This is a genomic window from Paraburkholderia sp. RCC_158 (assembly GCF_041355255.1).
Classification (GTDB): Bacteria; Pseudomonadota; Gammaproteobacteria; order Burkholderiales; family Burkholderiaceae; genus Paraburkholderia; species Paraburkholderia graminis.
Genome location: NZ_JBFUPM010000003.1, coordinates 381,829 through 403,996, shown reverse-complemented (window position 1 = coordinate 403,996; position 22,168 = coordinate 381,829). Strand labels below are relative to the sequence as shown.

Below are 22,168 nucleotides of genomic sequence, written 5' to 3'. Positions count from 1 at the left end.
GCGTGGTTGTGGCGCTGTGATTGTTGCCGCAACCATGCCGCCTGGTCAACGCGCGCCGTACTTCAAACGCGTCAGTTGTTCGGCCTCATCCGCCAGGAGCCGCGCGGCGTCGCGAATCGCGAATTCAAGCGTGATCGGACCGGGTGCCGGCGAGAAGCAACCACTGAAAAATTCGGCAAGGCGCGGCAACGCGGCGGAGTCCACGGCGCCCGACAAAAGTGTCGCCGGCACGCCTGCGGCTTGCGCATGACGGCACGCGATGAAGGGCGCTTTGCCATGCAGCGTTTGCACGTCCGAGCGTCCTTCGCCGGTGATCAGCCAGTTCGCGCCTTCGAGCGCGGCGTCGAGGCCGAGTTGCCGCGCGACCGTTTCCGCGCCCGGCTCGAACTGCGCGCCGAGCATGTGCAGCGCGAAGCCCAGGCCGCCCGCGGCGCCCGCGCCGGGCAGATCGCGGGCACTGCGCCCGAGCGCCGCTTCGAGCAGATCCGCGTAACGGGCGAGGGCGGCGTCGATCGTCGCGACCTGTTCCGGCTTGACGCCTTTTTGCGGGCCGAACACCGCGGTCGCTCCATGCTCACCGGTCAGCGGATTGTCCACATCGGACATGCCGATGAATTGCGTGCCCGCGAGCCGCGCGTCGAGTTGCGACACGTCCACGCGCGCGACGCGAGCGAGTTGCTCGGGCGAGGGCTCGAGTTCCCCGCCTTGCGCATCGAAGAGCTTCAGCCCGAGTCCGACGAGAAGGCCCGCGCCGCCGTCGTTCGTGCTGCTGCCGCCGAGCGCGACGAAAAACCGCCGCACGCCCGCGTCGAGCAGCGCGCTGATCGCTTCGCCCATGCCGCGCGTGTTGCGCGCCTGAACCGGCACGCCCATCCCGACCGGGTCGGTGATGCCGACGATCTCCGCGGTTTCCACGATCGCGCTGCCGTCGGCGAGCACGCCGGTCAGCGCGTCGCGCACCGGCCCGGCCGCACCGCGCACGCTCAGCGTGCGGCGCTCGCCGCCGCTCGTCAGCATGGCGTCGAGCGTGCCTTCTCCGCCGTCCGCCATCGGGCAGATACGGACTTCGGCGTCCGGACGGGAACGCCGCACGCCCGACGCGATCGCCTGCGCGACCTGTTCGGCGCTGAGCGAGCCTTTGAAGGAATCGGGGGCGATGACGACGACAGGCGTGGACGGCGAATTCGGCATGGTGTCTCTAAATGGTTTGAATGGTTACGAGCCGGGAGGCGGCGGTGGAGCGGACGCGGCGCCGCTCCGAACGCGTTCGCTAGCTTATCAGCATGGCCGCGCCGACTAAATATGCCGAAAGGCATAGGCGGCATTGTGGAAATTGCGATCTGGTAGCGCGGCGGCATCGTCGGCGAAGTGCGAAACCGACTCGAAAACAGCCCGGAAAGGGCTCCGAATGCCGATAAAAACGCGCGTAATCATCGAATCCCGGCTAGGCGCGCAAATAGTTTGCTAAAATATTCGGCTCTTTGGACCCAACCGTGCTGCCGGCGGCCTGCAAGCCCGCGGCGCAGGCGCGCAAATGCGGCACGAGAAGATAACTGAATTCGCTCGAATAATTTTAGGACGATTGAAGCCATGGCTAACGTTGTTGAGAACCTCGGCAAGCTCGAACGCCGCGTAACGATTTCCCTGCCGAAGGACGCCGTGCAGAAGGAAGTGGACTCGCGTATCCGTCAACTCGCGAAGAACGTGCGCATGCCGGGTTTCCGCCCGGGCAAGGTGCCGCTCAAGATGGTGACGCAACAGTATTCGGGCCAGGTGGAAGCGGAAGTGCTGAGCGACAAGGTCGGCAAGGAATTCTTCGACATCAGCCGCGCCGAAAACCTGCGCGTCGCCGGTCAGCCGAGCTTTGCGCCGAAGGTCGACGCGACTGAAGGCGATTACGCTTTCGACGCGACCTTCGAGGTCTATCCCGAAGTGAAGCTGGGCGATGTCGCCACGGCTGAAATCGAGCGCACCACGACCACGATCACCGAAGCGGAAATCGACCGCACGCTCGAAATCCTGCGCAAGCAGCGCGTGCATTTCCACGCTCGCGGCGAAGCCGGCGAGCACGGCGACGGCGGCGCGGATACGGCGGCCAAGGAAGGCGATCGCGTGTCGGTCGACTTCGTCGGCAAGATCGACGGTGAAGTGTTCCAGGGCGGCAGCGCCGAAGACTTCGCGTTCGTGCTCGGCGAAGGCCGCATGCTGCCGGAATTCGAAAAGGCGGCTACGGGCCTGAAGGTCGGCGAATCAAAGGAATTCGACCTGGCATTCCCGGCCGACTATCACGGCAAGGAAGTGGCCGGCAAGACCGCGCAATTCACGATCACGATGAAGAAGATCGAGTGGCCGCATCTGCCGGAAATCGACGCTGAATTCGCAAAGTCGCTCGGCATTGAAGACGGCGATCTGACCAAGATGCGCGCCGAGATCAAGGACAATCTGGAGCGCGAAGCCAAGCGCCGCACGCAAGCCATCGTCAAGAATCAGGTGATGGACGCGCTGCTCAAGATTTCGGAACTCGACGTGCCGAACGCGCTGATCGAACAGGATCAGGAACGCCTCGTCGCGATGGCTCGCCAGGATCTGGAGCAGCGCGGCGTGCCGAACGCTAAAGATGCGCCGATTCCTGCCGCTATGTTCAAGGAACAGGCCGAGCGTCGCGTGAAGCTGGGTCTCGTGCTGGCCGAGCTTGTGAAGGCGAACGACCTGCAGGCAAAGCCGGAACAGATCCGCGCCGAAGTCGACGAATTCGCGAAAAGCTACGAAGACCCGAAGGAAGTCGTCCGCTGGTATTATTCGAACCAGCAACGCCTTGCTGAAATGGAAGCGTACGTCGTTGAAGCCAACGTCGTCGAATTCGTGCTGAGCAAGGCCAAGGTGACGGACAAGGAAGTGAGCTTCGAAGAACTGGCAAGCGCAACGGCGCAAGCGTAAGCGTCGCTGCAACGGCGTGCCGGCTGTCGGAGCGACGGCCCGCACGCCGTTTTTTTGTGCTGCATTTTTGTACTGCCTGTCGTGCAGTCGGCGCGCACTTGAATACGGGCTGGTCGACCACACCTGTCTAGCATCAAATATTTAGAATATTTCCAGACAAGGATCCATTGCATGACCTTTCGCGCCCAAATGCTGGACACGTTGACCTCCCAGTCGTCCCGGGATCTCGAAGCGCAGGCGCTCGGACTGGTGCCGATCGTCGTGGAAACGAGCGGTCGGGGCGAGCGCTCGTATGACATCTACTCGCGTCTTCTGAAGGAACGCATTGTGTTCCTGGTCGGCGAGGTGAACGATCAGACGGCCAATCTCGTCGTCGCACAAATGCTGTTCCTCGAGAGCGAGAATCCGGACAAGGACATCTACTTCTATATCAACAGCCCGGGCGGATCGGTTTCGGCGGGCATGGCGATCTACGACACGATGCAGTTCATCAAGCCGGACGTCTCCACGCTGTGCATGGGGCTTGCGGCGAGCATGGGCGCGTTCCTGCTGGCAGCGGGCGCGAAGGGCAAGCGCTTCGCGCTGCCGAACTCGCGCGTGATGATTCACCAGCCGCTTGGCGGCGCGCGCGGTCAGGCGTCGGACATCGAAATTCAGGCGCGGGAAATCCTTTACCTGAAGGAGCGGCTGAATCATCTGCTGGCGCACCACACCGGCCAGCCGGTCGAGCGTATTGCGCGCGACACCGACCGTGACAACTTCATGTCCGGCGACGACGCGCAAGCGTACGGTCTGGTCGATCAGGTAGCCCACAAGCGTCCTTGATCGGGTACGGATTTGCCCTAATTCGGGGCAAATCCGGCGCCTGATCGGTTGTGAAATAATCAAGACTCGTCCGAGCGCCTGCGGCAAACGCCGTCACCTTGCTCAGCCCCGCCGCGCCCAACTGCGAGGCTGGGGCAAACGGCGTATCATGTAATCGAGTGTCCGGAGGCTCACACATCTATGGCGGACAAGAAAGGTTCTAACAGCGAAAAGCTGTTGTATTGCTCGTTTTGCGGCAAGAGCCAGCATGAAGTCAAGAAACTGATTGCCGGCCCGTCGGTGTTCATCTGCGATGAATGTATCGACCTGTGCAACGAAATCATTCGCGACGAAGCAGCAGGCGCGGGTATCGAGGCGGGCTTGTCCAAGTCCGATCTGCCGAGTCCGCAGGAAATCCGTGAAATCCTCGACCAGTATGTGATCGGTCAGGAACGCGCGAAGAAAATTCTCGCGGTCGCGGTGTACAACCACTACAAGCGCCTGAAGCATCTCGACAAGAAAGACGAGATCGAGCTGTCCAAGAGCAACATCCTGCTGATCGGCCCGACCGGCTCCGGCAAGACCTTGCTCGCGCAAACGCTCGCGCGTCTTCTGAACGTTCCCTTTGTCATTGCGGACGCAACCACGCTCACCGAAGCGGGTTACGTGGGTGAAGACGTCGAGAACATCATCCAGAAGCTGCTGCAGAACTGCAATTACGAAGTGGACAAGGCCCAACGCGGCATTGTCTATATCGACGAAATCGACAAGATCAGCCGCAAGTCGGATAACCCGTCCATTACCCGCGACGTGTCGGGCGAGGGCGTGCAGCAGGCGTTGCTGAAGCTGGTCGAAGGCACGATGGCGTCGGTGCCGCCGCAAGGTGGCCGCAAGCATCCGAATCAGGACTTCATCCAGGTCGATACGACCAACATTCTGTTCATCTGCGGCGGCGCATTTGACGGCCTCGAAAAAGTCATCGTCGATCGTACTGAAAAGACCGGCATCGGCTTTGGCGCGAGCGTGAAGAGCAAGCAGGATCGCGACGCCGGCGAAGTGCTGCGCGAAGTGGAACCGGAAGATCTGATCAAGTTCGGTTTGATTCCCGAACTGATCGGCCGTCTGCCGGTGGTCGCCACGCTCGGCAAGCTCGACGAAGCGGCGTTGATGAAAATTCTCGTCGAACCGAAGAATGCGCTGGTGAAGCAGTACCACAAGCTCTTCAACATGGAACGGGTCGAACTCGAAATTCGCCCGGCCGCGTTGCAGGCTGTGGCGCGCAAGGCGATCCGTCGCAAGACGGGCGCGCGCGGACTGCGCTCTATCCTGGAACAGGCGTTGCTGGACGTGATGTACGATCTGCCGCAAATGAAAGGTGTCAGCAAGGTCATCATCGACGACAATGTGATCGACGGCGACGGCAAACCGTTACTGATCTACGAAGACGCGCCCAAAGTCGCGGGTTCCAACTGATCGGCTTCGGATACCGCAAAAAGCCGTTCATGGCGACGTGAACGGCTTTTTCGTTTATCGTGTGGTCAGAAAGATTGTTTTCACAATGGAGTCACTGAACCTTCGGAGTCACTGAACTTTTCCCACACGCGGAGGCTTGCAATATTTTCTGCCGGCCTCACCTATCGAACGAACTGATTCCACTCATGGGGAAATGAAATGTCAGGAACCCAACTCCTTCCGCAGGAACGCATTACGCTCCCGCTGCTCCCGCTGCGTGACGTAGTCGTTTTCCCGCACATGGTGATTCCGCTCTTCGTAGGCCGCCCGAAGTCGATCAAGGCTCTCGAGGCAGCGATGGAAGGCGGCAAGCACATCATGCTCGTCGCCCAGAAAACGGCTGCGAAAGATGAGCCGACCGAAAAGGACATGTACGAAGTAGGGTGTGTTGCCAACATCCTGCAAATGCTCAAGCTGCCCGATGGCACCGTTAAGGTGCTCGTCGAGGGTTTGCAGCGCGCGAAAACGCTTTCCATCGAAGAACAGGAAACGCAGTTTTCGTGCGAAGTCATGCCGCTCGAACCCGACCACGCCGACAGCGCTGAAACTGAAGCGCTGCGCCGCGCGATCGTGTCGCAGTTCGATCAGTATGTGAAGCTGAACAAGAAGATTCCGCCGGAGATTCTGACGTCGCTGTCGGGTATCGACGAAGCCGGGCGTCTGGCCGATACCATCGCGGCACATTTGCCGCTGAAGCTCGACCAGAAGCAGCACATCCTTGAGATGTTCCCGGTCATCGAGCGTCTCGAGCATCTGCTCGCGCAGCTCGAAGCCGAGATCGACATCCTGCAGGTCGAAAAGCGCATCCGTGGGCGCGTGAAGCGCCAGATGGAGAAGAGCCAGCGCGAGTACTACCTGAACGAGCAGGTCAAGGCGATCCAGAAGGAACTCGGCGAAGGCGAGGAAGGTGCGGATCTCGAGGAACTCGAGAAGCGCATCACGGCTGCCCGCATGCCGAAGGAAGCCAAGAAGAAGGCCGACGCCGAGCTCAAAAAACTCAAGCTGATGTCGCCTATGTCGGCTGAAGCGACGGTCGTGCGCAACTATATCGACACGCTGATCGGCTTGCCGTGGCGCAAGAAGAGCAAGGTCAACAACGACCTCTCGAATGCGGAACGCGTGCTCGACGAAGACCACTTCGGTCTCGAGAAAGTGAAGGAACGCATTCTCGAGTATCTCGCGGTCCAGCAACGTGTCGACAAGGTGAAGGCGCCGATTCTGTGCCTCGTTGGGCCTCCGGGTGTCGGTAAGACGTCGCTGGGCCAGTCGATCGCTCGCGCCACGAACCGCAAGTTCGTGCGCATGGCGCTCGGCGGCGTGCGCGACGAAGCCGAGATTCGCGGTCACCGTCGTACGTATATCGGTTCCATGCCGGGCAAGATTCTGCAAAGCCTGACCAAGGTCGGCGTGCGCAATCCGCTCTTCCTGCTCGACGAAGTCGACAAGATGGGCCAGGACTTCCGCGGCGATCCGTCGTCGGCATTGCTGGAAGTGCTCGATCCGGAACAGAACCACACGTTCGCCGATCACTACGTCGAAGTCGACTTCGATCTGTCGGACGTGATGTTCGTGGCGACGTCGAACTCGCTGAATATTCCGCCGCCGTTGCTCGACCGGATGGAAGTGATCCGTCTGTCGGGTTACACGGAAGACGAGAAGGTCAGCATCGCGCAACGTTATCTTTTGCCCAAGCAGAAGAAGAACAACGGCCTCAAGGATGGCGAGGTCGATGTGACGGAAACGGCGATCCGCGACATCATTCGTTACTACACGCGTGAAGCGGGCGTGCGTTCGCTCGAGCGTGAAATTTCGAAGATCTGCCGCAAGGTCGTGAAGATGCTTCTGCTGAAGAAGGCGGAAGGCGCGGTGAAGGTCGACGGCAGCAACCTCGACACGTTCCTCGGCGTGCGCAAGTACGACTTCGGTCTGGCCGCGAAGGAAAATCAGGTAGGCCAGGTCACGGGTCTCGCGTGGACGGAAGTGGGCGGCGATCTGCTGACCATCGAAGCCGCCGTGATGCCGGGCAAGGGCAATGTGATCCGCACGGGTTCGCTCGGCGACGTGATGAAGGAATCGGTCGAGGCAGCGCGCTCGGTTGTGCGTTCGCGTTCGCGTCGTCTCGGTGTCAAGGACGAAGCGTTCGAGAAGCAGGACATTCACATCCACGTGCCTGAAGGCGCCACGCCGAAAGACGGTCCTTCGGCCGGTATCGCGATGACCACCGCGCTGGTGTCGGTGCTGACCGGTATTCCGGTGCGTGCCGACGTCGCGATGACGGGTGAAATCACGTTGCGTGGCGAAGTGCTGCCGATCGGCGGTCTGAAGGAGAAGCTGCTGGCAGCGCATCGCGGCGGCATCAAGCTCGTGCTGATCCCGGAAGAAAACGTCAAGGACTTGACGGAGATTCCGGACAACGTGAAGAACGCAATCGAAATCGTGCCGGTCCGCTGGATCGACAAGGTGCTCGAACTGGCGCTCGAACGTGTGCCTGAAGCGTTGCCGGAAGAAGAGGCGAAGCCTGCGTCGCCGGTCGCTGCCGAACCCGGCAAGGACTCCGGCGCAACCGAAGTCGTGAAGCACTAAACCTTCAGCGGTAGTTTCGCTGCACAAAACCCGCGGTGTTATCGCCGCGGGTTTTTTATTGCCTGTTTTCTTTCGAGTGCAAAGAAAGTTGTCGCGACACGGTCTTCATTTGGGCAATGAAATGTGAGGCTGTAAACTGGTTGTGCGCGCATCGAAAGGCGCAAGCATCGCGGCGATAAGCAAGTCCGTTCGAATCTCTGCAAAATCAGGCTCAACCCCGGTTGACACGGCGGTTTCGGCCAATTCTAATGACTCGGCCCGGCGTTGCGCCGGCCACACGATGTCAGGCGCTGCACGCGCCGTTTCGCTTCTAAAACATTCGCGGGGGTAGGATGAACAAGACGGAATTGATCGACCACATTGCGCAGCAGGCGGAAATTTCCAAGGCTGCGGCCGGCCGCGCGCTGGACGCAGTGATCGGCGGTGTAAAAGGCACGCTGAAGAAAGGCGGTTCGGTGACGCTGGTCGGCTTCGGCACGTTCGCCGTCGGCAAGCGTACGGCGCGCACGGGACGCAATCCGCGCACCGGCGACGCGATCAAGATCAAGGCGGCAAAAGTGCCTAAATTTAGGCCTGGCAAAGCCCTAAAGGATGCGCTAAACTAACGGGCTTGCTGCTTCGGCAAAGGCAACAGCGAGGCAGCAGCATCAGAAGTCTGCGAAACGGGTGCTTAGCTCAGTTGGTAGAGCGGCGCCCTTACAAGGCGTAGGTCGGGAGTTCGAGCCTCTCAGCACCCACCATTCGTTTCGCGACCTGCTTCCACGCAGTTCCGTAGTGTTCTGCCGCAGTATCCGAAAACCCGCACAGCTATTGGCTCTGCGGGTTTTTTCTTGGCCGTGGCGCGGCGCGCAAGTCCACGAGCACCCACACCTGCGCTCCTGCGCCCCAGTTGCTATGCTAGTCACCATCGACCGGCACTGGAGCGAGCATGGCCGACCCGCGCGTTCATAGCGACCCACACCGCGCGCACGTTGTCGCTGCGCAAGCGAGCCCGTGCGACGAACTCATCATCCGCATGCAGCCCACCGCACTCGACAGCCCGTGCCGGCGCAAGCGTCTGGCGCTCGCCGCGACGATCCTCGGCTCGAGCATGGCGTTTATCGACGGCTCCGTCGTCAACGTCGCGTTGCCCGCCATTCAGAGCGAGCTCGGCGCGAGCGTCGCGGCGATGCAGTGGATCATCAACGCCTACCTTCTGTTTCTCGGCTCGCTCGTGCTGGTGGGCGGATCGATGGGCGACAAACTCGGCCATCGCACCGTGTTCATCGTGGGCATCGCGGTCTTCACGCTGGCTTCGGCCGCTTGCGGGCTCGCGCCGAACGCGGGCTCGCTGATCGCCGGGCGTGCGGTGCAGGGCATAGGCGCTGCGCTCTTCGTACCCGGCAGTCTTGCGATCATCGGGGCGATCTTCGACGGCGAAGAGCGCGGACGGGCAATCGGCACCTGGGCGGGTGTCGGCGCGATTACGTCGGCGCTCGGGCCAGTGGCCGGCGGCCTGCTCGTCGACGCATTCTCCTGGCGCGCGATCTTCTTTCTCAACGTCCCGCTTGCAGCGGCGACGATTGCGCTCGCGGTTTCGTCGGTGCCGAACAGCCACACGCCGGATGCCCCTCAACAGTTGGACTGGCCTGGCGCGCTGAGTGCGGCAGCGGGGCTCGCGGCATTGACCTATGGCCTGACCGAGGCGTCGGCGCGTGGCTTCGCGCATGCGCTCGTACTGTGCGCGATCGGCGTTGGCGCGCTCGTGCTGGCCGCATTCCTGATGATCCAAGCGAAGAGCCGTGACCCGATGATGCCGCTCGAGGTGTTCCGCTCGCGCGATTTCACCGGCGCCAATCTCGTCACGCTGCTGCTTTACTTCGGTATGGGCGGGGTATTTTTCTTCCTGCCGTTCACGCTGATCCGCGCACATGGCTACACGGCAACGGAAGCGGGCGCGGCGCTGCTGCCGGTGCCGGTCATCATCGGCTCGTTGTCGCGCTTGACCGGCGGCCTGACGACCCGCTTCGGTTCGCGGGTCCTATTGAGCGTTGGCCCGGCCATCGCCGGAATCGGCTTTGCGATGCTCGCGATGCCGTTCGTGCGCGGCAGCTATTGGGCCGGATTTTTCCCTGCGCTCGCCGTGCTCGGCCTCGGCATGACGATCACGGTCGCACCGCTCACGACGACCGTGATGGGCTCAGTGCCGGCTCATCGCACGGGCGTGGCGTCCGGTATCAACAACGCGGTCGCACGCGTGGCGAGCCTGCTGGCGGTTGCGGTGCTCGGCATCGTGTTTGTGTGGTCGCACGACGCGGCGCTGTCCGCGCGGCTGGACGCACTGCACGTTCCTCACGATGCACGCCAGAGCGCACAGTTATCGGGGTTGAACGCGGCAGCCGGTGCGCAAGCCGGCGGTGCCCATACGCCGCAGCAGACGCCGCAGACGCCGACGGCGCAAGCGGAAGCCGACGCCATCGTTGCCGCGCTGCGCGCAGTCGCGCTGGTGTCCGCCGCGTGCGCGTTCGCAGGAGCGGGGCTCGCGTTGGCAACCATCCAGCGGCGCAAGTGAGAGGCTTCGCTTCACCGGACGCGTTTGCTCGCGGACTCTCTGCTTCGATCTCCGGCTGAGACCGGGCGCCTTCAGGCAAGCAGCGATCAATCACGGCGCACTGGAATCATCCCGATTGCATGGCGCAAGAACGCGAGCCCACTCCCGATTCATTCAGCAAACCACGACCGTAAACTCGATCCCCGATTCAAAGCCCAAGGTCGTGCTCGAGAAGCGCGGGTCGCCATCGAGATATTGCTTGTACGGCCGAACCGCGTCTTCGGCTGTGTACATGTTGTCGGCGAGAACGATCGATCCGGGGCGCAGCAGGTGTTCGATCCGTTTGAACAGATCCAGATAGGCGTTGGCCCATACGTCGATGAACACCATGTCGAACGTGCCGTCCAGCTCGGTGACGGTCTGGAACACATCGCCTTCCCGCAGATCGACATAAGCATCGACGCCCGCCGTCGTGATGTTGTCCCGAAGACGTACGCACTTCAGCGGATCGACTTCAGTCGCTACAACGATGCCGCTGCCTGACGTGCGAAGAGCCTCGGCGAGATACAACGTGGACACACCGCACGAACTCCCGAGTTCGAGGATTCGAGCCGGTTTGTGCGACAGCACCATGTTGCGCAGGAACCGTCCCGTCTCCGCCGAGACGGCCAGCGAAAGAGGCGTGCCTTGCGAGGACTCGAAATCTTCGCTGGATAGCCCGAGCGTTTCGAGAAACCGGCCACGCAATCTGGGTGCGAGCGTTTCGTATTCGTCGGCGAGAGTCAGAAATTCCTCGCTCGATCCCTGAAACTGCGCGCATGCGCGGGCTATCATTTCTGACTGGCTCTGCTCGTGAAGCTCGCGCAAAAGCACTGTGGTTGATGGACTCATATGCGCTATGCCGTTCTGGCGAGCTTGATCGCGCGTTCAGGGCATGCCGTCACGCAAAGACCGCACGAGCGGCAGGCGTCCGCATTCGGCGTATAGGCGACCTTCATTCCATGCACGCGCTGCTTCAGGCGATGCATCAAACCGAGGCTGAGATAATCGGCCTCATCGATACGCCGGATCTCAAACACATTTTCCGGGCAAACGTTCACGCAATCGCCTTTGCCTTCGCAACGTCTCAGATCGACGACAGGCGCAATCACGCCCGGCTCCTGTTTGCAGTCGCGCATCGCGTTCTCGCGCATGTTCAATCCTCCTTGCGCGGGGCATGGCGCGAGCGCCACGCCGTCTGGAAATGCTCGCGTTCCTCGGGCGTCATCGCTTCCCATTTGCGCCAGTGACGCCGTTCGCGCCAGCCGCCATGTCCGCGGAATCCGCCAAAGAGAATGCGGCTCAAGACCAGCAAGCCCAACGCATGAGCGAAATCGATCGCACGGGCGCCGACGAATAGCGCCGGAATCACCCAATTCCATAGCGTCATGACCACCCACCCGAGCGCGGCGATGGCGACCACCACAAGCAGCGCTTTGCCGGCACATCTGATTCGGAATTTCATCCGTTGACTCCTTTAAATATCCAGTTCGTCGTAAATGACTTGCAGTCGAGCGCGCAAATGGAGAACCGCATAGCGTTTGCGCGCAAGCAGCGTATTAAGCGGCACGCCGCTTTGCGCGACCATGTCCTTGAAGGAACGTCCTTCGAGCTCGTGGGCGATAAATACGTCACGTTGATTGGGCGGCAACTCATCGAGCGCGTCCTGCAAAGCCTTCAGCAATAGAGCGCGAGCGTAGAGCGCTTCGGGACCGGCATCGTGCGCCGGCAGCGCGAGGTCGAGGCGGTATTCGCCGCCGGCGTCGTCGTCGGTCTCGAACGGATCGGGCAGCGGCTGCTCTCTTTTCTTGCGAAAACGATCGATGATGCGGTTGCGCGCGGCGCGGAAAAGCCACGCACTAGCCTGTTCGATCGGAGCGGGAAGCCGGTAAGCCTGCACGAATTCGTGGAACACGTCCTGCAGGATGTCCTCGGCATCGTCCGGGTCGCGTATTCGACGCCGGATGAAATTGACGAGCCTCGTGCGCTCACGCACCACGGTCGCGGTGATGTTGCTGTCTCGGTCGGTCATCGGCTGCGAGGTAGGTGGCGGTTCCATGCGCCTGAAGACGTTTCAGGAACGCGAATATTGTGGCGAGCGTGAAAAATGTTTTGTCGGGCGACTGCGGCCGCTCGTTGCCGCCGATAGAAGAATAATCAACTGTACGCGGCAGGACCCAGACGCGCAAACTGGAAACGTAAGATGGCCGTTAGCCGGACAAGCATTGACGTCGGCGCCGCGCATGAACTGCGCAACGTCTGCATCGTCTATCACACCGCAGGCCTGAGACGCTTGCCGCTGCCAACCACAATCGCCGAAAGAACCAGCAGCGCCGCGCCGGACAAGAAGGTCGCGCCGATCGAATAATGATCGAGTAGTGTGCCGCCTAGCTCCGCGCCCCCCATGATGGATAGCTGGATAGACGCAACCATCAAGCCTCCGCCGCTTTCGGGTTTGTCCTTCACGCCTTTTGAAAGCCACGTCGACCAAGCGACCGGAATGGCTGCATTAACGGCGCCCCACGCAATTGCCAGCAATGCCGCTGCGCCGAACGAGTGACCCGCGGGAAGCATGATGAGCGTCACGACAGCCAGTGCAACGGGCAAAGCCATCAACAGATGGAAGAGGCGTTTACCGATCAGTGCGCTCGCACCGTACGTGCCGGCGAAACCGGCGAGTCCCATGCCAAGCAGAAGGACTGATAGCCGTAGCACGCCGACGTGCGTGCAGGTTTCAAAGAACGGCCGGAAGTACGTGAAGACTTGAAAAGCGCCGGCAAACGTCAGCATGACGGCGAGCATTGCAAACGACACATGTGGGCGCCGCAGGAGTGCAAGCGCGTTCGCGCCGCCGTCTTGCGATGCGCGGGTTTTCATAGGCGGAAGCGTCACCAGCAGCATGACCAGATTGATTGCCACGATTGGGACGAGTGCCCAGAACACACCTCGCCATCCGATGACACTGCCCAGGTAACTGCCAATGGGTGCCGCAAACGACGTCGCGACGGCGTTGCCCGTATAAAGAACACCTAACGCCTTCGGCACCGATTCCTCGGGCACGAGTCGCATGATCGTTGCGGTTGCAAGCGACCAGAAGCCGCCTACTGTCACGCCGAGAAGCGCGCGAGCAGCCATCAACATCTCGAAGCTGCGGGCCTCGGCGATCAGCACCAACGACATCAGCATCAGCCCCGCGAGTCCGGCCAGCACATGACGTCGATCGAGACGGCTCGTCACCGAAGGAATGATCAGGCTTGTCGCGACAGCAAAGAGGCCCGAGATAGAAATGGCCTGGCCCGCCATACCGACTGACGCACGCAGGTCCGAGGCAATCGGCGTCAGAAGACTAACGGGCATGAATTCGGACGCTATCAGCATGGCCGCGCACATCGCCATCGAGGCGACCGCGCTCCATACCTGACGTCTGGAAATAGCGGATTGATTCGGCACTGTGGACATCGGATTTCCTCGTTCATCTTGCGCGCCGATTCGCTGCAGTACTTGAACGTGTTCCGACAAAAGGAATGCACGACCGGCCAACGAATTGGCAGTCGACAATGCCTGACTACGGCGTTCAGGCGCGACGATACGCGCTCAAGCAGTGAATGGACGTGCGAGTCGCCGGCGCTACGATCCGTTAAAGCAATGCAGCGGGCGCGTGTTGACTAAAAGACTGAAGTCAGCGAGTGAATGCCTGACCGATTGAACTTATTCTAGCTGCGCGGGCAGTTCGGATAAACCCAAGCCGGTCGATTGGACTTATGAGCTGTTGTGATCAATCGGTGCGGCGGATTGCGAGTCGGCTTAGCTTTGGTGTTTCAATGCATCGATCACAAGCGAGAAAGCACGCGACGTTTGACGGCGGCTCGGATAGTAGGCGCGGTAGCCGGGCCAGACTGGGCACCAGTCTCTCAAAACGCTTAGCAAATGGCCATTGCGCATGTGTTCGAGTACTGCGTCCTCAGGTACGAAAGTCAGTCCAAAGCCGTCCAGCGCGGCCTGGATCATTTGAGGCTGCGTATTGACGGTGACCTGTCCTGCAACGCGCACTTGCGTCTCTCTCTTTCCCTTTTTCAATTCCCACGCGTACAGCGCCTTCGTGGTCGTCATGCGCAAGCTAATGCATTCGTGGCGGAGAAGATCTTCCGGCGTTTTCGGAAGTTCTCTATTTCCAAAGTAGCCGGGTGAGCCGACGATAGCCATCGGAATGTCCGGGCTAATACGGACCGCAATCATGTCCTTTGCGACCTGATCGCCGAATCGGACGCCAATGTCATAGCGTTCTTCGACGATGTTCGAAAGACCGTAGTCGACGGTCACCTCGACCTTGATGTCCGGGTAGGACGGCAAAAGTTTTCGCAGCTTCGGCCAGATGACCGTCTCCACCGGATGATCCGTTGCGGTGATGCGAATGATCCCAGCGGGCTTGTCCCTGAAATCCGATAAAGCCGCAATGCTTGCATCGATTTCCTCGATGCGCGGCGCCACCGCCTGAAAGAGTTCTTCGCCCGCTTCAGTGGTCGAAACGCTTCGGGTCGTTCGCGTGAGGAGGCGCAGTCCGAGTCGCGCCTCGAGATCGCGGATGGTATGACTCAACGCCGATTGAGAAACGCCCAGTTTTGCCGCCGCACGCGTGAAGCTCTTCTCGCGTGCAACCGCGATAAACACAAGGATGTCATTCAGGTTTTCTCGAGGCATCTCGCATCATCCATTCTTTGTGAGCAAACATCCGGTGCCAGGGGCGAGCAGCGCGTTGCGTGTTCGAGCGTCGCTTCGATCTCGTGATTCATGAATGATACTAATAGGCTCAATGGAAGGCGTCTACTTAATCGAATCAGTAGAAATCCTTAAAGTGTGCATGAACCGAAGCGACGCCCGTTGCTTCATCGAAGCTATCGGGCAAACCTTGCCCATCTTTCCGGAGCTACGACCATGAAACGCAAACTTCAACTTGTTCTTATCGCAATCGCCATGTCCGCGCCTGTGCTCGCCTCGGCGCAATCGTCCGCTCAAGATCTGACGCGTGAGCAGGTCCGTCAGGAAACGGCCGACTACGCGGCAGCAGGATATAACCCCGCGCGCATGAATCCGCGGACCTGGGTGGACGACGCGCACGCAGCGTCCGCGAAGGTTACGCTCGCGAAAGCGGAACGCACGTCGAGTCAACTCGCGGCCAATAAGAGCGACGACAACGCTCACTGCAACTGATCGCTGTATTGCGCGACGATAGTTGTCTATCGGTTATCTGCCGACGCTCGCAAGCAAAAGAGGCTATGGGATGCGAGTCCCATAGCCTCTTTGTGCATGTTCGAGAAAACGACGGAACGGCATCGAAAGTTCAAAAGCCGACTACTGCACAGCTTCAATACGGACGCTGAACTCGCCGTCCATCTTCGACAGTTCTTCTATACCGGAAGTGAAGCGACCGAGATGAATCAGATCGTCGGAATGTCGAAACCCGCGATAGTAGGCCACGAGGTTTCCCCACGGCGCATACAACGCAAAGTCGCCTACTGAGGGTGTCAATCCAAAGGACGCGCCTTTGGTTGAGAGCTTGCGCGGAGGATAGGCGACTTTCTCCACTCCGTTGTAGTCCCGGAAGTTCAGCGTGAGCGGCAGCATGGAAGCCAAGTCGCGGCTGGCAGGGTTGTCGTTGAGTTCGACCTCCGCTTGCTTACCGTCGAAGCTCAGCCTGATTCGGGCCAGCGCGGTCGATTTGTTCGACATGGTTGCGGCTTGTTTTGCTGAAGCGGTCTGTACGTAAGCAGGATTCGTTTGGCTCTTTAATGCGGACGCGCCACGGCTCATAAAGGGGAGAGCAGTCGTTGCAAATGCAACAGCCAGTGCAACTGTTCGGCAAACCTTCGTGTCCAAATGCTGCTCCTTTGCCTGGGAAGTCCACGTCGCTGTCCACTTTATCCGAGAGTCTTCCTTAGATTAAGTTGCTGTGCTTTCTTGAGGCTATGAATCAGCGTCATCAATACAGCGCCGCGATGACCGCCGATTGCAGATCTTCCGCATGAACCATCAGCTCGCGAACCCGGCGCAGCGTCGGATACTGGTAGAGCAGGGCATGCCATTTCGGAGATTCGAGTAACTGCTGCCAGACTGGTTCTAGAGCGCTTGAATCGGCATCGTGTTCGGTAGCGAGAACATTTGCAAACACCAGACTGGCCTCTGCCGACAACAACTGCATACGAGCGGCGGCACCAAGCAAACGCGGAGTCGCTTCAGCAGGAGCGTCACAGCAATAGAGCACGGTCTTCGCGAGACTTGCGTCGTCCGTTCGCAGCGCGCTCAGTGAAGCGCCACGCACACTCACCGTGCCTTGCTGGGTGAGGAACGAATAGACCGTGTTTTCATCCGCGTGGGCAAGCAGATTCACACCGCGCAAAAGACGCGGGAAGTCGGTGGTCGCGGCGTCAACGGATGCCTTCGCCTCCACGAGCAGGCATACGTCCCAGGCCGCAGCTTCGCCATTCGCCTTTGCACGTCTTAACAGCACGACGTCCCACTCGGTTTTTGCACGCTCGTGGCTCGCGGGCATCGCGGCCGGCACGCGCATCGAGTTGACGATGCGATACGACGCGAGCGAGTCTTCCGCTTCATTCAGTCGTCGCGCCAATAGCTCGAGCGCGTGCGTGGCTAACGCTTCAACCTGGGCGCCGCGTTCTTTTGATGCAACGCCGAGGGCAATCGCCGCTGCGCTTCCCGGACGATGAGCATGCCGATCCCACAGCGACTGATATTGACGCACACGATCATCGGACGCGAGCAGTTCGAGACGCCGCAAGCGTGACAATTCGGGACTGTCGAGCAATTGCGTCAAGCTGCGCTCGAACGGAAACTCGCCCGAGCAATGCTCGACGCAAAGCCGCCGCAGCGTCGCGTCGAACTCCGACCACGCTCCCGACGCCGCGGACGCATGCAACAAAGCCAACGCATCACGTTGCCGCCCCGGCGGAGTTCGTTGCTGCTTCGCCGGATGAGCGATGGCGTTCACGGCCGCGTGAATCGTACGGCGGTCCCGCGCGGCACGCGCTGCCAGCGACGCGTACTCGCGCACCTCAGCCGTTCGATGACGAAACGCCATCGCCTGGAAAACGGGGTCGCCGGATTCGGCACGCATCGCGTCACGAATCATCTGAGCGAGCGCTGCGATGAAACGACGCTTCAATTCCGCATCGGGCGCTTCGCCGCGGACCACGGCTTCGCGAGCCCGCTCGATGACGATCGCGAGCGCCTCAGCAGGACTGGCATCGGGCGTCGGCGGAAATTTGCAGGCGTCGGCCGGCAAGCGATAACGCCGCACGACGCGATTCAGCGTGTCATCGAGCAGCGCAGGCACGCGTCGCGCTCACGCTTGCGGCGGCTGGCCGTTCGACGCGCTCAGACCGCCGTCGACGGGCAGATTCACGCCGGTCACAAAACGCGCGTCGTCGCTGGCGAGAAAAGCGATGACCGCCGCGATGTCAGCGGGCTCGGCTGCGCGGCCGAGTGGAATGCGCTCGCGAAACTTTGCCATCAGCTTTTCGTCGCCGAGCATGTCTTGCGTGAGGTCGGTGGCCGTCAGGCTCGGGCAGACCGCGTTGACTCGCACGCCGTCGCGGCCGTGATCCAGGGCAAGCGCCCGCGTGAAATTGGTGACCGCGCCCTTGGCCGCGTTGTAGAAACTCATGCCCCAATCGCCGCCCAGGCCGGACACCGACGACACGTTCACGATCGAGCCGCGCGCGTCGATCAAATGACGAATCGCCGCGCGGCTGCAATAGAAAACACCGTCGAGATCGGTCGACATGATCGCGCGCCAGTCGTCGAGCGAGGCTTCGTCGATGCGGCCAGTCGGCGCGATTCCTGCGTTATTGACGAGCACGTCGATACGGCCGAAGCGCGCGATTGCCGCGGCCATCAGTTGCTCGGCGGCCTCGTAGCTGGAGACATCGCAGGGGTGAACGAGCGTGCGTTGAGCGTCGAGGTCGCGCGCCACCCGCTCGAGCTTCTCGTGAGTGCGTCCGGCCAACACGACCGACGCGCCTTCTCCGGCAAAGCGACGCGCCGCACCTTCGCCGATCCCGGACCCGGCGCCTGTCACGACGACCACTTTCGAACTGAACCGGTTGTAGATGAGAGAGTCTTTCATGATGAAATGAAGATCGCTGTAAAACACCTTCGCGCCGCAAGCCGCGTTCCAGCCGATGCGCGAGCCGCAACGCATGAGCGGCGCTATGATGAAACACGCTTCTTCGCACTTAAGAGGAGTCCACGATGAGCGAGCGCATCGCAGAACTTTTCAGGCATTTGACGGCCGGCGTGTATGTCGTCGGCGTTGCGGATGGTAATCGACGCAACGCGTTCACCGCCAGTTCGATCATGCAGGTTTCGTTTTCGCCGTTGCTCGTCGCGATCACGATCGGCACGGACCACGAGTCGTACAAACTGCTGCGAAGCGGCCAGGTCTTCGCCATCAGCGTGTTGAGTGCGGACCAGCAGCCGCTCGCGGAGCACTTCGGCACGCAGTCGGGCCGCACCGTCGACAAACTCGCGTCCGTGTCGTGGCAACCCGGCAGGACGGGTGCGCCCTTGCTCCTCGAGGCGCTCGCGCACTTCGAGTGCGAAGTGGCGAGCGACATCGAGGCGGGGGATCATCGCCTGGTCATCGGCCGTGTCGTTGATGGAGCAATCATTCGCCGCGACGGCGAGCCGTTGATCTACGCGCAAACCGGCAATCTCGACGGCAGCGCGGCGCTCTATCCGGACCAGTTTGGCTAGCCGCGGGCGCGGGCTCACAAGCAGGTCCGCGAGTTTCACCAGCCATGCAGGCGGCTCCACGCGGCGAGTTCTCCCGTTGCTTGCAGCGCGTGATATTCGGGGAACTGCGCGCCCGTTGCACACGCGTGATTGGGGAGAACGCGCAGCCGGCTGCCGATCGGAAAACGTGCCTTCAGATCGCCGTGATCAGGAGCGTGGCCGGCATCGGCCGGTGCAAGAATGCCGTGCTCCTGGTTTGCGCCGATCATCAGATAGCCGTCGAGCGGAGTGCCGTCGAGCGTGCACGGCAGTCCATAGCCGAAATCGCGTGACTGCTTCGACGTGCCGCGGTCACGGCTCATGGCCATCCAGCCCGCGTCGACGATCACCCACGACTTGTCTTCCTGATGGCCGATCACCGTGGTCAGCACGCTCAGCGCGATATCGTCGATCGCGCACACACCGACGTTGTGCATCACGAGATCGAAGAATGCGTAGACGCCGGCACGCACTTCGGTGACGCCTTCGAGGCTGCGCGCGGCGAGCGCCGTCGGCGTGGAGCCGACGCTCACGCTCTCGCACGGAATGCCGGCCGCGCGCAGGCGTTGCGCGGCGCGCACGCAGCCGGCGCGTTCCTGTTCAGCGAGCGCCGCCAACGCTTCGGGCGTATTCAATTCGTAGCTCGAACCGGCATGTGTCAACACGCCGCCGACCTTGATCGCGCCCGCGTGCAGAATGCGGCCGATTTCGAGCAGCGCATCTTCTTCTGGCTTGAGGCCGGAGCGATGGCCGTCGGTATCCACTTCGATCCACACTTCCAGCGATTCGCCCGCTGTTTTGCAGAACTCCACGATGCCGAGCGCGGCGCTCGCATTGTCGACGACGATCTTCAGATCGCATCCCCGTTTCCGCAGCGCCATGACTCTAGGCAGCTTCGACGGAACGATACTGACCGCATAAAGAATATCGACGATGCCGGCCGCGAAAAAACTTTCCGCCTCTTTCAGCGTGGAAACGGTGATGCCCCGAGCCCCGGCGGCGATCTGCGCCTGTGCCACGTCGACGCATTTCGACGTTTTCACGTGCGGGCGGAATTTCACGCCGAGCGCGTTCATCCGTTCCTGCATCGCGGCAATATTCTTTTCCATCTTGCGGACATCGACGATGGCTGCGGGCGTTTCCTGTGAGTCTAGCGTCATGATGTTTGCGGTTTGTTCGGCGTGAAGTGGCTCGCCCAGGCGGCGAGAGAATCGAGTGCCGGCGATTCGATTTCCGGCCGCTGTGCGCCGGCGACGAGCGGCAGGCCGATCCGGTTATGCCAGTACGTCCGCAAGCCGACGGCAGCCGTACCGAACATGTCGTAACTGGAACCCGCGACGAATGCCGCTTGGTGAGGCAGCACGTTCAGCGCGTCGAGCGCCAACTCGTAGGGACGAGGGCTGGGCTTGTAGGCGCCGGCTTCTTCTGCTGTCACTACCACGTCCCATTGCACGGGCAGAATCGAGGCGGCTTGCCGGCCGAGTCGTGCCGAACAATTGGTGACCACTGCGAGCTTGCAGTGAGGCTGTAGCTGTTGCAGCGCAGCCAATGCGCCTTCCCACGGCGTCAGTTCGAGCCAGTTGTCCTCGAGCGCTTGCGGCGCGGAGTCGGGAAGGCCGACGTATTGCGCCGCGCGCTTGACCAACGTTTCGTATTCGACGTATTGGCCGCAGCCGTAGGTGAGGCGCAGGTACTCCGCGCGCCACGCTCTGCCTGCCTGTTCGGAGCCGGCGCAACGATTCCAGAGCGTCCACGAATCGAGCAGGGCGGTCAACAGGTCGAACAGGACGGCTTTCGGATAGCCCGGTTGAGGTGAGGAATCTTTCGCGGACATGGACGTTGATAACCAATCGGAATCCAGGGACGATTCGATTATAGGTTTCAGCAGCCCGCTGTGAATTTAGCTGCGCTAACTCAATGATTCAAAAAATATGAACATGCGATGCGCGCTCAAACGCGCCACGGCGGAAGCGGCTTGAAGCGCGCCTGCAGATACTGCATGAAATTCCGGGTTCTTCTCGGCAAGCCGGAACGGTTGTGAGTCAGCGCGATCACGTGGGCATCCGGTGCTTTCCAGGCGGGCAGCAGCCTCACCAGCCGGCCTTGCCGGATATCGTCCGCGACATCCCACTCGGAACGCAGGATGACGCCTCGCCCTTCGCACGCCCATCGGCGGATCACGTCGCCGTCGTTGCAACTCAGTTTCGACGTCACGCGGACGCTGCGGCCGGTTTTGCCTTTGCTGAAATGCCACAGCGACACGTCTTCCTGATTTTCGCGAAGGACGATGCACGGCAGTCCCGCGAGGTCGTCAGGCTGCTCGGGATTGCCGAAACGCTTCACGAAAGCAGGGGATGCGCAGACGAATCGCGCGTTCGGTGCGATCGTATGGCCGACAAGATTGGATGCGCGCAACTCGCCGATGTGAACCACGACGTCGAACCGGTCCGCCGCTTCGGTGAGCGGCTGGTCGGATAGCGTCAGCGCGACATCGACGTCGGGGTTCTCCTGCTGGAAATCGGCGATGACCGGTGCGAGGTAGCGCCGGCCGAAACCGAGCGGCGCATTGACCTTCAATGTGCCGACCAGTCCTCCATGATGAATCCGCAGATCTTCCAGCAGCGTGTCGAGTTGCTCGATCAGTTCCGCACCGCGCAGGCAAAGCAGCGTGCCTTCTTCGGTAAAGGTCAGCTTGCGCGCGGTTCTTTCGACGAGCCTGCTGCCGAGCTTCTTTTCGATCTGTTGCAGGCGCTGCGTTACGGCCGAAGCGGTGAGGCCGAGCTTGCGCGAGGCGGCGATCAGGCTTCCGTTCTGCTGGATGGTAAGGAGGAAGCGGATATCGGCGGTATCGGTCATTTGGGTGACGCTAACTGGATCAGTGACGGAGATTGGATTGTGAGCCGGACCGCTCAGGTACGCGCCGAACCTTGCCTGAATCGCATCGGGAGCCGCCCGAACCCCGGGACGCAAAAGTTG

The 22,168-nt window shown here is 61.1% G+C and carries 21 protein-coding genes and 1 tRNA gene; 9 read left to right on the top strand and 13 right to left on the bottom strand.

Translation table 11 applies throughout. The features are described from left to right. Window positions 1–45: 45 nt before the first annotated feature. Window positions 46–1,191, bottom strand: a complete 1,146-nt coding sequence (locus AB6809_RS08805; RefSeq protein ID WP_371026380.1) for a glycerate kinase — start codon at window positions 1,189–1,191, stop codon at window positions 46–48. 399 nt (window positions 1,192–1,590) lie between these two features. Here AB6809_RS08805 and tig point away from each other — a divergent pair, with 399 nt between their 5' ends. The 7 genes from tig (at window position 1,591) to AB6809_RS08770 (ending at window position 10,387) form a co-directional block, all read left to right on the top strand. Further along, a complete protein-coding gene (tig, locus tag AB6809_RS08800) occupies window positions 1,591–2,937 on the top strand; it encodes a trigger factor (RefSeq protein WP_006048926.1) in 1,347 nt (448 codons plus the stop codon). A gap of 171 nt (window positions 2,938–3,108) precedes the next feature. Continuing rightward, window positions 3,109–3,762 (top strand): ATP-dependent Clp endopeptidase proteolytic subunit ClpP, encoded by a 654-nt coding sequence (gene clpP, locus AB6809_RS08795; RefSeq protein ID WP_006048927.1) that lies wholly within the window; start codon window positions 3,109–3,111, stop codon window positions 3,760–3,762. Window positions 3,763–3,942: 180 nt separating this feature from the next. After that, window positions 3,943–5,214, top strand: coding sequence for an ATP-dependent Clp protease ATP-binding subunit ClpX (gene clpX, locus AB6809_RS08790; protein WP_006048928.1), 1,272 nt, complete (start codon window positions 3,943–3,945; stop codon window positions 5,212–5,214). A 198-nt stretch (window positions 5,215–5,412) separates the two neighbouring features. Beyond that, window positions 5,413–7,836, top strand: coding sequence for an endopeptidase La (gene lon / locus AB6809_RS08785; RefSeq protein ID WP_006048929.1), 2,424 nt, complete (start codon window positions 5,413–5,415; stop codon window positions 7,834–7,836). A 332-nt stretch (window positions 7,837–8,168) separates the two neighbouring features. After that, complete coding sequence (locus AB6809_RS08780) at window positions 8,169–8,441, top strand: HU family DNA-binding protein (RefSeq protein WP_006048930.1); 273 nt, start codon at window positions 8,169–8,171, stop codon at window positions 8,439–8,441. Between the two features lie 59 nt (window positions 8,442–8,500). Continuing rightward, window positions 8,501–8,576 (top strand) — tRNA-Val (locus tag AB6809_RS08775). A 188-nt stretch (window positions 8,577–8,764) separates the two neighbouring features. Next, entirely contained in the window at window positions 8,765–10,387 is a 1,623-nt protein-coding gene (locus AB6809_RS08770; RefSeq protein ID WP_307254452.1) for an MFS transporter, read from the top strand. Window positions 10,388–10,540: 153 nt separating this feature from the next. Here AB6809_RS08770 and AB6809_RS08765 read toward each other — a convergent pair whose 3' ends face one another. The 6 genes from AB6809_RS08765 to AB6809_RS08740 form a co-directional block, all read right to left on the bottom strand. Continuing rightward, window positions 10,541–11,257, bottom strand: coding sequence for an O-methyltransferase (locus AB6809_RS08765; protein WP_029968347.1), 717 nt, complete (start codon window positions 11,255–11,257; stop codon window positions 10,541–10,543). Window positions 11,258–11,262: 5 nt separating this feature from the next. Further along, the gene (locus tag AB6809_RS08760) at window positions 11,263–11,559 is read right to left on the bottom strand and encodes a 4Fe-4S dicluster domain-containing protein (RefSeq protein ID WP_029968348.1); all 297 of its coding nucleotides are present in this window, start codon (window positions 11,557–11,559) and stop codon (window positions 11,263–11,265) included. 2 nt (window positions 11,560–11,561) lie between these two features. Continuing rightward, complete coding sequence (locus AB6809_RS08755) at window positions 11,562–11,870, bottom strand: hypothetical protein (protein ID WP_006048934.1); 309 nt, start codon at window positions 11,868–11,870, stop codon at window positions 11,562–11,564. A gap of 12 nt (window positions 11,871–11,882) precedes the next feature. Next, window positions 11,883–12,464 carry an RNA polymerase sigma factor gene (locus tag AB6809_RS08750; protein WP_371026379.1) on the bottom strand — a complete coding sequence of 194 codons (582 nt, stop codon included), beginning with the start codon at window positions 12,462–12,464 and terminating at the stop codon, window positions 11,883–11,885. 212 nt (window positions 12,465–12,676) lie between these two features. Further along, entirely contained in the window at window positions 12,677–13,864 is a 1,188-nt protein-coding gene (locus AB6809_RS08745; protein WP_371026378.1) for an MFS transporter, read from the bottom strand. 345 nt (window positions 13,865–14,209) lie between these two features. Continuing rightward, the gene (locus AB6809_RS08740; protein WP_371026376.1) at window positions 14,210–15,103 is read right to left on the bottom strand and encodes a LysR family transcriptional regulator; all 894 of its coding nucleotides are present in this window, start codon (window positions 15,101–15,103) and stop codon (window positions 14,210–14,212) included. Window positions 15,104–15,337: 234 nt separating this feature from the next. Here AB6809_RS08740 and AB6809_RS08735 point away from each other — a divergent pair, with 234 nt between their 5' ends. Then, window positions 15,338–15,613 (top strand): DUF4148 domain-containing protein, encoded by a 276-nt coding sequence (locus AB6809_RS08735; RefSeq protein ID WP_029968351.1) that lies wholly within the window; start codon window positions 15,338–15,340, stop codon window positions 15,611–15,613. Window positions 15,614–15,754: 141 nt separating this feature from the next. Here AB6809_RS08735 and AB6809_RS08730 read toward each other — a convergent pair whose 3' ends face one another. The 3 genes from AB6809_RS08730 to AB6809_RS08720 all read right to left on the bottom strand — a co-directional run bounded on the left by AB6809_RS08730 (window position 15,755) and on the right by AB6809_RS08720 (window position 18,545). Then, on the bottom strand, window positions 15,755–16,279 hold the full coding sequence (locus AB6809_RS08730; RefSeq protein ID WP_371026375.1) for a cyclophilin-like fold protein: 525 nt from the start codon (window positions 16,277–16,279) through the stop codon (window positions 15,755–15,757). A gap of 103 nt (window positions 16,280–16,382) precedes the next feature. Next, window positions 16,383–17,753, bottom strand: a complete 1,371-nt coding sequence (locus tag AB6809_RS08725; RefSeq protein WP_371026373.1) for a 3-deoxy-D-arabino-heptulosonate 7-phosphate synthase — start codon at window positions 17,751–17,753, stop codon at window positions 16,383–16,385. Between the two features lie 9 nt (window positions 17,754–17,762). Next, window positions 17,763–18,545, bottom strand: coding sequence for an SDR family NAD(P)-dependent oxidoreductase (locus tag AB6809_RS08720; RefSeq protein ID WP_371026448.1), 783 nt, complete (start codon window positions 18,543–18,545; stop codon window positions 17,763–17,765). 125 nt (window positions 18,546–18,670) lie between these two features. Between AB6809_RS08720 and AB6809_RS08715 the strand changes: the two genes are divergently transcribed. After that, entirely contained in the window at window positions 18,671–19,174 is a 504-nt protein-coding gene (locus tag AB6809_RS08715) for a flavin reductase family protein (protein WP_371026372.1), read from the top strand. Between the two features lie 35 nt (window positions 19,175–19,209). Here AB6809_RS08715 and AB6809_RS08710 read toward each other — a convergent pair whose 3' ends face one another. The 3 genes from AB6809_RS08710 to AB6809_RS08700 form a co-directional block, all read right to left on the bottom strand. Continuing rightward, window positions 19,210–20,352: a DSD1 family PLP-dependent enzyme gene (locus tag AB6809_RS08710; RefSeq protein ID WP_371026371.1), complete on the bottom strand. Its 1,143-nt coding sequence runs from the start codon at window positions 20,350–20,352 to the stop codon at window positions 19,210–19,212. Then, complete coding sequence (locus AB6809_RS08705) at window positions 20,349–21,026, bottom strand: HAD-IA family hydrolase (RefSeq protein WP_371026370.1); 678 nt, start codon at window positions 21,024–21,026, stop codon at window positions 20,349–20,351. Before AB6809_RS08705 ends, AB6809_RS08710 begins: the two co-directional genes overlap by 4 nt. Before the next feature lie 116 nt (window positions 21,027–21,142). Beyond that, window positions 21,143–22,048, bottom strand: coding sequence for a LysR substrate-binding domain-containing protein (locus AB6809_RS08700; protein ID WP_371026369.1), 906 nt, complete (start codon window positions 22,046–22,048; stop codon window positions 21,143–21,145). Window positions 22,049–22,168 lie beyond the last annotated feature (120 nt).